Annotated in this window: 1 protein-coding gene; it reads left to right on the forward strand. The window is 23.6% G+C overall.

Going from position 1 to position 991, the window contains the following annotated elements:
* On the forward strand, nt 1-501 hold a 501-nt coding region (locus tag IE142_RS34820; protein WP_229831207.1), incomplete at its 5' end, for a DUF418 domain-containing protein.
* Between the last annotated feature and the right edge of the window lie 490 nt (nt 502-991).

Genomic DNA, 991 nt, shown 5'->3' on the forward strand with positions numbered 1-991 from the left:
AGTTTATTAATAATTGTTAGTCTATCTTTTATTGGTATCAGTATTTACCAGAGTAACTTATTTCATCTTACTCTTGCCATTACTTTAGACATGCTTTTAGGACTATTTTTATGGCAAAGTGGAACAATATCTAATTTCAAAAAATATAAACGTCAATATTTAATTTCATTAATCATAGGATTTATTACTATTATTATAGTAGACTTAAACCAAAAATACTTTAATACCGATAAAAATTTAATATTATATTTAATAACCCCTTTACAAACTTTTATTTACTTTATTTTACTAATGTTTATTACTCAAAGTCAGAGGGTTCGACAATGGTTAAAGCCAGCTGAAAAAGTTGGCAAAACCGCATTTACCAACTTTATATTACAAATTCTATTATTAAATTTAATTATTAGAATATTTTTCAATTCTAGTTGTCCTACACCAAGTCAATCGATTTTAATATCAGTGATAACGATATTAATAATGTCTGTATTAACAAAAGTATGATTAAAATGCTTTAAAAAAGGGCCATTAGAAGAAATATGGAACATATGGACTTATAAAAATATTCAAAATAAATAATTCATCATATAGAAAACCATATTTTTAAATTTATATTTATATTTATACTTCAAAAATAGATACATGATAATTAGAGACATTATTTATTACAAATAACAACATGTTGTTCAGTAAATGTATTTTAATTATACCCTTTTATTAATGAAAATCTGTACTCTCCGTGAAGCTTGATGTCGCATTAAAAACAGCATTATATGTATTAAAATGTCTTTAGCTTTTATCTATTATGCTTGAAATAGTGGCATTAAGAGTAAGATTTTTTTATTATTTGGTATATTTATTACTTCCTTATTCTTTTCATTTCTTTTTTCAATTTCTTCATCTCAATATTTAAAGAAGCCGTCCAATCTTTACATTAACGTGAAAGATTGATTTTTACCTCTTTTCTCATTTCTTTTTTTAACCGATGAATTTC

This window comes from Streptomyces mutabilis (assembly GCF_014649815.1).
Classification (GTDB): domain Bacteria; phylum Actinomycetota; class Actinomycetes; order Streptomycetales; family Streptomycetaceae; genus Streptomyces; species Streptomyces mutabilis.